Here is a 6,719-nt window from a genome sequence, read left to right on the forward strand (position 1 = left end):
GAGTCCCGCCACGAGGCGGACACGACGCAGACGGCGCCGGCCGAGAGCTGACCGGGCGGCGGGATCCCCGACCCCGGCGGCGGCCGGACGCCCATGAAGGGCACGGGCTGCACCTCCGCCCGGGTGTGGCGCGCACGGCACCGGGGGTTGCGCGGCACGAGGGCCGCCCCCGCCTACCCTGTCACGGTGAACGAAACGCAGCCGCCCGCCGGGCCCACCGATCCGGGGGCCGGGGTGCAGCACGACCGGCTCCGGTTGTTCTCGTTCGCGACGGCCGAGAAGCGGGCCGAATACCTCTGGGTGCTGCGTGCTTTCGACCTCGCCCGCGCCAACTACGTGGTGCTGCTGCACGCCGCCGAGGTCGCGGCGATCCTCGAGCGGACCGGCTCGGCGGATCCGGCGGCGGCGCTGTCGGCCCAGGACGTCGCACCGCTGCTCGAGCAGCTGCACGCCTGGGGTGTGCTCGAGCGCAGCTACGACGGCACCCGGGCGGCGTCGCTGGCCGAGTACCGCAACCGGCACTACGTGTATCAGTTCGGCCGGGCCGGTTATCACGCCTTCCGGGCCGTGGAGGATGTGCTGCGGGCGCGCGGCGAGGACGCGTCGCTGTCGCGTCTCGCGCTGGCGGATCTGCTGGCCGACCTGACCGAGCTGGCGGCCGCGAACGCGGCCGGGGACGGAGAGCTCATCTATCGCAAGCTGTCGCGGCTGGACACGACGTTGTCGGACATGGCCGAGCGGGCCGCGGGGTTCTATCTGATGCTCGGTGACCTGGTGCGCACCACCGAGGTCACGCCCGAGTCGTTCCTGGCGCACAAGGATGCGGTGCTGGCGCACATGCGCGAGTTCAGCACGGACCTGGCCCGCTACGCACCGAAGCTGGCGGCCGCGCTGGCACGGGTGCAGGAGACGGGGATCGACCGCATGCTGGGGTTCGCCGCCGCGCACGACGAGCGGGTGCTGCTGCCCGCACCCGAACGGCAGGCGGACTGGCGAGCCCGATGGCGCGGCCTCGAGCGGTGGTTCGTCGGCGCCGGGGACGTGCCGAGCGAGTCGGAGCGGTTGCGGGAGGGCACGATGAGCGCGATCGCGGCGGTGCTGGCGCTGCTGCGCCGGGTGACGGAGACCCGGCGCGGCGGGGTGAGCCGCGAGTCGCAGCTGCGGCACCTGGCCGGCTGGTTCGCGGCTGCGCCGAGCGAGGAGTCGGCGCACGCGCTGTTCGGAGCGGTGTTCGACCTGGGCCGCCCGCGTCACTTCTCCGCCGTGCATCCCGACCCGGAGACGATCCCGGTGACGACGTCGTGGTGGGAAGCGGCACCCGTCCCGATCGCCCGGACGCTGGCCGAGACCGGGCGCACCCCGTCGGCGGGGGCGCCGGCGCGGTTGCAGCGCAACGAATCCGGGATCCGGCGGTTGCGGGAGCGGCAGCTGGCGGCGCAGCGGGCGCGGGCCGAGGCGGCGCGATCCCTGGCGTCGGGCGGCGTGGACGAGCGGGAGTTGTCCGAGCCGGAGACCGAGGTGCTGTTGAGCCTGCTCGACGCGGCACTGTCGGCGCGCGTTCCGGTCAGCGGCACCGTGCCGGGGGCGACGGGCACGCAGAACGGGGTGCGGCTGACGTTGAGCCCGGCCGCGGAGGGCACGGTGGTACGCACGGCGCGGGGCCGGCTGCATCTGGACGGGCTGCGGGTGAGCGTGCAGTGAGGGCCCGGCGGATCTCGCCGCTCGACCGGGATTCGTACCAGCGGGCGGCGCGCCTGATCCTGTCGCACCATCTGGTGACCGCGCAGTACCCGGACCGGGCCGCGCTGCCGCTGCTGCGCCGGTGGGCGACGGAGCTGCGGGAGGACCTGCTCGAGTTGTTCGGATACCGGCTGGAGGTGACCGAGACGACCGCGCGGTTGTTCACCGTCGCGGACCGGCTCGATCCCGGGGGCGGCGCGCGCACGGTCACCGACCGGCCCTTCGACCGTCGCCGGTACGCCTACCTGGCGCTGGCGCTGGCGGCGCTGGGACGCGCCGGCGGGCAGATCACGCTGTCGGAACTGGCCGAGCAGGTCGCGTCCGAGGCCGGCCAGGTGCCCGGGGTGGAGCTGGCCACCGAGCGTGCGACCGACCGGGACGCGTTCGTCGACGCGGTGGCGTGGCTCGCCGCGCGGGGGGCGATCACGCTGGCGGACGGCGACGCCGGCGGCTGGGTGTCGGATCCGGACCGGGGTGAGGCGCTCTACGACATCGACCGGCCCGTGGTGGCGGCGCTGTTCCGGCCGCCGCGCGCGCTACAGCACCTGCGCTCGGTGCGGGGCCTGCTCGCCGCCGGTGACGGCCGCGACGGGGACCGGATCGTGGACACCGCCGAGGTGGCACGGCGGGTACGGCGGGCGCTGGTGCAGCGACCGGTGGTGTACGCCGAGGAACTCGACGACGACGCGCGGCTGCAGCTGGCGCTGCCACGGACGACCGCGGGGATCGAGCTGCTGACGGGGCTGGTGGCCGAGCGGCGCGCGGAGGGCGTCGCGCTGGTCGATTCGTCGGGGCGGATGTCGGATCTGCGGTTCCCGGGGGTGGGAACGGTTCCGCAGGTGGCGTTGTTGCTGGCCGGGGAGATCTGTGCGCGGGTGTCGGATCCGGAGTCGGTGCCGGTGCGGTTGCCGAGGCCGGCGGATGCGGAGGCGGAACTCGAGGCGGGACTGGACGCGGCGATTCCGGCGGCCGGGGTGTTCGCGTCGCTGGCCGGTGATGCCGGCGCCGGGCCGGCGGACACGACACCGGCGCAGCAGCCGGCGCCGACGCATCCGCTGGTCGAGGACAGCTGGCTGGCGGAGACGGCGGCGAAGCTGGTCGACGAGTTCGGCCGTACCTTCGCCGCGCAGTGGCAGGCCGACCCGGCGGGCCTGCTGGAGGCGGCGGTGACGTTGTTGCAGCGGCAACGGTTGGTGGCACGGGTGCCGGGCGGGGTGCTGGCGTTGCCGGCGCTGGCCCGGTTCCGGGGAGTGGTGGTGACGGTGCGCGAACGCGACCCGCGCCTCGCGCCGGCCGGTGAGGATTCGAACGAAGCGGAGATGTCGTGAGCAGTGCCCGTTTCCGGCCGACACGTGCCGGGATCATCAATCTGTGGGACTACCGGGACCAGGAGTTCTCGTTCGCGGACGGCCGGCTGGTGCTGCGCGGGCCCAACGGGTCGGGCAAGACCAAGGCGCTCGAGGTGCTGTTCCCGTTCGTGTTCGACGGGCGTATCGAGCCGCGGCGGCTGAACCCGTTCGCCGGCGAGGAGCGCACGATGCGGTCCAACCTGCTGTACCAGGGGCAGGACAGCGCGTATTCGTATGTGTGGATGGAGTTCTGCCGCGGCCGCCGGGACGATCCGGAGGCGGTGACCGTGGGGGTCGGGATGCGGGCGGCGCGCGGCAACGACAAGGTCACGCGGTGGTATTTCGTCGTCGACGGCCGGGTCGGTGTGGACTTCTCGCTGCTGGATGCGGCCGATCGCCCGCTGACGCGACGGCAGCTGATCGAGGAGGTCGGGGCCGACGCGGTCACGGACCGGCCGGTGGACTACCGGGCGGCGATCGATGCGCGGTTGTTCGGGCTCGGGATCGAGCGGTACGACCAGCTGATCAACCTGATCCTGACGCTGCGCCGGCCGCAGCTGGCCAAGAACCTGGACCCGAAGGGGTTGTCGCAGGCGCTGACCGACGGGTTGCGGCCGCTGGACGAGCAGCTGGTGCTCGAGGCGGCGCGGTCGTTCGCCGACATGGAGGAGGTCTCGCGCGCGCTGGAGTCGCTGGCGGCGGCGGACGAGGCGGCGCAGCGGTTCGTCGCGGTGTATGCGACCTACCTGGGTCAGCAGGCCCGCGCCGACGTCGACCGGCTCGGGGCGCGGTTGGCGGCGGTCGAGGGCGGGAGTGCGGAGTGGACGGCGTCGGTGACGGCGTTCGACCGGGCCGGCGCGGAGCGGGCGCAGGCCCACGAGCGGCTCGAGCTCGCGGAGCGGGACCTCGAGCAGGCCCGGGCGACTCTCGAGGCGCTGCAGCGGTCGAGCGCGTACGAGGGCAAGCAGCAGCTCGACGATCTGGCGCAGGTGGTGGCGGACCTCGAGCGCACCACGGCCGGGCAGGCGGAGCAGGCGCAGCGCGCGAGGGCGGAGCTGGCGCAGCGCGACGAGGAGGCGCGGCGGGCCGCGGCCGCGGCGACGGACGCGGCGGCCGCGGTGGGCCGCGCCGAGGACGCACTCGCCGCGGCGGCGCGGGATGCGGGTGTGGAGTGGGCGCCGCCGGCCGAGGACGCGCCGGGCGAGCAGATCGCGGCGACGGTGGCGGCGTGTGCGGAGGAGCGGGCCGCGGATGTGCGGGCGGTGCGGGCGGCGGTGGCGGCCGCGGAGGGCGCGGCGGCGGCGCGGGTGCGGGCCGAGACGACCGCCGAGCGGGGCCGGGCGCAGCTCGAGTCGGCCCGGGCGGCTGTGGCCACGGCGGACGCGGTGGTGGAGCTGGCCCGCGCGGAGGCGTCGAACCTGTTGCGGGAGTGGTGGGTCGGCCACCGGGACACGTGGTCGGTGCTCGGCCTGCCGGAGGAGCTGGTCGAGGCGCTGGCCGCGGCGATCGCGGCGGCCGGCGACGACGAGGCCGCGACGCCGGCGGCGGCGCTGGCCGAGCGCACGGCCCCGGTGGTCGAGGAGTTGCGGTTCCGCGGCCGCGGCTTGGAGGCGGAGATCACGCACGCGCGGGAGCGGATCGCGGTGTTGCGGGCCGAACGGGACCTGATCGAGGCCGAGCGCGACGACGCTCCCCCGTCGTTCCCGATGCGGCCGACCGGGTCGTCGGACCCGTCGGGGGCGCCGCTGTGGCGGCTGGTGCGGTTCGCGGACGACGTGAGCGCGGAGGCGGCCGCGGGACTCGAGGCCGCGCTGGAGGCGGCGAACCTGCTGACGGGCTGGGTGTGCGGCGGTGCGGGGGACGTGCCCGCGGGGGCGGTCGCGCTGATGCCGGTGCCGCCGGCGCAGCGCCCCACCGGCCGGACGTTGGCCGACGTGCTGGTGGTGGAGCCGGACACCGGGGTGCCGGCCGAGCGGGTGCGGGCGGTGCTGGCGTCCGTCGCGGTGCGGGATGCGGTGACGGACGAGACCGGCCCGGCCGTCGACGAGCGGGGCGGCTACCGCCAGGGGGTGCAGCTGGGTCGGCACACGAAGGCGGAGGTCGAGTACATCGGGGCCACCGCGCGGGCCCGTCGCCGTCGCCTGCGGGTGACCGAGCTCGACGCGGAGATCGCCGCGGCGCAGAACCGGATGGCGGGCGCGGAGGCGGAGCGGGCGGAGCTCGACGGACGGCTCGCGCAGCTGGAGCGGGCCGCGGCGGCGGTGCCGCGCACCGGCGCGGTGCTGGCGGCGCTGCGGAAGGTCAGCGAGTGCGCGGGTGCGCTGCGCACTGCCGGGGAGGCGGCGGCCGCGGCGGACCGGGACCTCGATCAGGTGATCGCCGAGTGCGCCGTGAAGGAGCAGCGGGTGCGCTCGGTCGCGGCCCGGCACCGGGCGCCGCACACGGCCCGCGAGCTCGAGCATCTGGCGGCGGCGATCCGGTTCTTCGAGTCGCAGGGCCAGGCGGTGCTGCGCGCCCGGCGTGAGCACGTCGCCGCGGCCGAGCGGGCGCGGGAGGCGCAGGTGCGGCGCGACGACGCCCGGCTGGCGGCGGAGGAGTCCGCCGAGCGGGCGGTGACGGCCGAGGAGTCGCTGGGGCAGCAACAGCAGCGGCTGGGGACGCTGCGCGAGGCGTTGGGTGCCGACGCGCAGCAGATCGACGCGCAGCTCGCGCAGGCGCGCGAGCGGATCGAGGCGGCGCGGGTGGAGCAGCGCGCCGCGCGCCGCGCGCACGACGACGCGGTCGAGCGGCTCGGGAAGGCGGAGGCGGCGCACGTCGCGGCGGAGCAGGCGCTGCGGTCGGCGCTGACCGAGACGCGGGCCGACGCCGCACAGCTGGCGCCGTATGCGCGGCCGGACGTGCTGTCGCTGCTGGGAATCTCGGAGGAGCTGCGGTGGCTGTCGGCGGCGGCGTGGCCGGCGCCGGAGCAGGTGGTGGACCGGCTCGCCCGGGCGGGCGGGGACGTGCCTGCGGTGCCCGCGGAGGTGGGGGCGCTGTACGCGGCGCTGGCGGCGGCGACGGCGACGATCAAGGGCGGGGACGGTGCCCGCAAGGCGGCCCGGTCGGCGTTGACGTCGGCGTTGCAGGAGTTCGACGGGCAGCTCGCGGCGGCCGGTCAGGACTATCGGCTGCAGTGGGACGCGCCGGACGGGTTGACGGTGGTGCGGGTGCAGGACGAGCAGGGGTTTTCGTCGGTGGCGGAGTTCGCGGTGCGGATCTCGGCGGCGCGGCGGGATCAGGAGCTGCTGCTGACCGACGCGGAGCGGCGCATCCTCGAGGATGCGCTGCTGGCGGGGCTGGCGCAGCAGATCCACGAGCGCACCGAGGACGCGCGGGATCTCATTGCCCGGATGGGGGCGGAGATGCGGCAGCGGCGCATGTCGTCGGGTACGACGGTGGGGGTGCGGTGGGTGCCGGCCGATCATCTCGACGATCAGGCGCGGGCGGTGTGCCGGCTGCTGGACCGGGAGGTTTCGGCGCTGGGGCCGGTGGAGCTGGCGAGCGTCCGGGCGCATTTCGCGGCGCGGATCCGGGCGGAGCGGGCGGCGCATCCGGAGCGGTCGTATCCGGAGATCCTGGCGACGACGCTGG

3 protein-coding genes are annotated in these 6,719 nt (G+C 75.8%); all 3 read left to right on the plus strand.

Annotation, left to right across the window (positions count from 1 at the left end):
- The first annotated feature begins 234 nt into the window (after positions 1-234).
- Positions 235-1,701, plus strand: coding sequence for a TIGR02677 family protein (locus AIIKEEIJ_RS11560; protein WP_161995702.1), 1,467 nt, complete (start codon positions 235-237; stop codon positions 1,699-1,701).
- The gene (locus AIIKEEIJ_RS11565; protein ID WP_161995700.1) at positions 1,698-3,068 is read left to right on the plus strand and encodes a DUF2398 family protein; all 1,371 of its coding nucleotides are present in this window, start codon (positions 1,698-1,700) and stop codon (positions 3,066-3,068) included. The genes AIIKEEIJ_RS11560 and AIIKEEIJ_RS11565 overlap by 4 nt, the downstream gene beginning before the upstream one ends.
- Positions 3,065-6,719, plus strand: a 3,655-nt coding sequence (locus AIIKEEIJ_RS11570; protein ID WP_161995701.1) for a TIGR02680 family protein, incomplete at its 3' end; no start/stop codon positions are given. The genes AIIKEEIJ_RS11565 and AIIKEEIJ_RS11570, both read left to right, overlap by 4 nt.

This window comes from Rhodococcus sp. YH1, assembly GCF_009939605.1.
Classification (GTDB): domain Bacteria; phylum Actinomycetota; class Actinomycetes; order Mycobacteriales; family Mycobacteriaceae; genus Rhodococcus; species Rhodococcus aetherivorans.